This window comes from Ideonella sp. B508-1, from assembly GCF_000333615.1.
In the GTDB taxonomy this organism is placed as follows: domain Bacteria; phylum Pseudomonadota; class Gammaproteobacteria; order Burkholderiales; family Burkholderiaceae_C; genus Ideonella.
On sequence record NZ_BADL01000397.1, the window covers coordinates 1 to 1,292 of the forward strand.

2 protein-coding genes and 1 pseudogene are annotated in these 1,292 nt (G+C 74.9%); all 3 read right to left on the bottom strand.

What is annotated here, in order from left to right:
* Positions 1-531: pseudogene (locus I73_RS16475) on the bottom strand (hypothetical protein); the annotation flags it as partial.
* Complete coding sequence (locus tag I73_RS16480; RefSeq protein WP_022981624.1) at positions 506-742, bottom strand: helix-turn-helix transcriptional regulator; 237 nt, start codon at positions 740-742, stop codon at positions 506-508. The gene I73_RS16480 and the pseudogene I73_RS16475, both read right to left, overlap by 26 nt.
* On the bottom strand, positions 742-1,292 hold a 551-nt coding region (locus I73_RS28500; protein ID WP_022981625.1), incomplete at its 5' end, for a DUF2975 domain-containing protein. The genes I73_RS16480 and I73_RS28500, both read right to left, overlap by 1 nt.

A 1,292-nucleotide genomic window follows, 5' to 3' on the forward strand; every position in this document is an offset into this window, starting at 1 on the left:
CAGGCAGTCGCCCTGGGCGGCCTGACTGACCCCTTCCGACAGACGCTGTGCCTGGGTGCGCGGCGCGATGCCGGTGGCCGAGGCCGCGCGCTCGGACAGCAGCGGTTGGCGGGCGCCCTCGCGGATGGCGGCCTGGGTCGCCGCGTTGTCCAGCAGCCGCCCGCGGGATGGGGCCGGGGCCGATGGCGCGGGGGCCGCGGCTGGCGGGGCCTCTGCCGCGGGGACCGACCACTGCAGCGGCGCGGGTGGCGGCGCAGGGCGCTCCACGGCCGGCATCCCGGGGCGCGCCGGGGCCGGGGCTGCGGGCGACCGGCGGGACTCGGGCCGAGGCGATGCCGTGGCCGGCACCGGCGCCGGCAAGTTCAGCCACACCAGCGGGGCCGTGGCGGTGGGCGGCACGGCGACGTCGGTCTGGTGCAGGGCCTGCCGCCACAGGCCCAGCAAGGCCAGGTGCAGGGTCAGCACAGCCAGCCCGCCGCGGCGCCAGCCGGGTGCGGGGCGGAACTCAGCGGGGTTCGCTGCGGCCGGCATCGGCGGCGTCCGGCGCGTAGCTCAACAGGTCGCCGGGCTGGCAGTCCAGGGCCTGGCAGATGGCTTCCAGGGTGTCGAAGCGCACGCCCCGCACCTTGCCCGACTTGAGCAGCGAGATGTTCTGCTCGGTGATGCCCACCCGCTCGGCCAGTTCGCGCGAGCGCATCTTGCGCTTGGCCAGCATCACGTCCAGGTTGACGACGATGGGCATCAGACGAAGCCCTCGTTCTCGGCGGCCACCCGGGCCGCCTCCTGCATCACCCGCGCCAGCGCCAGCACCAGCAGGGCGAAGACCAGCTGCTGGTAGTCGTTGGACCCGAAGCTCAGTGCGAGCATGCGCTGGCCGGGCGGGTTGTCCCAGGTGCGGGCCACGCTGGCCGCAGCATGGATCAGCGGGCCGGCCACCCAGTCGGCCAGCAGCCAGGCCCCCAGCCGGCGCAGCGACTGCACGGCCCGGTCGGAAAAGAGGCGCCCCTGGCCGTATTCGCCGAACAGGCGCCAGAGCTGCCAGGCCATGCCCAGTGCGAACAGCAGGCCGAAGTAGGTCAGACCCAGCAGCCGCAGGCGGGCGGGAGCGGCCAGGCCGGCGTCACCCAGGCCCATTGAATCGCGGCCGTCCAGGGGAATGGCGCCTGGATGCCACCACAGCCACAGGGGCGAGAGCAGCAGCAGCGGCAGGCCGACCAGCAGCAGGCCGCGCACCAGGCGGCTCAGACCGCGCAGCCGGCCGGCCAAGGCCTGTTCGTGGGTGAGGCGGGGAA

What these genes read in the sequence shown, in the direction of transcription:
- I73_RS16480 (WP_022981624.1), bottom strand. Translation starts at nt 742, where the DNA reads ATGCCCATCGTCGTCAACCTGGACGTGATGCTGGCCAAGCGCAAGATG.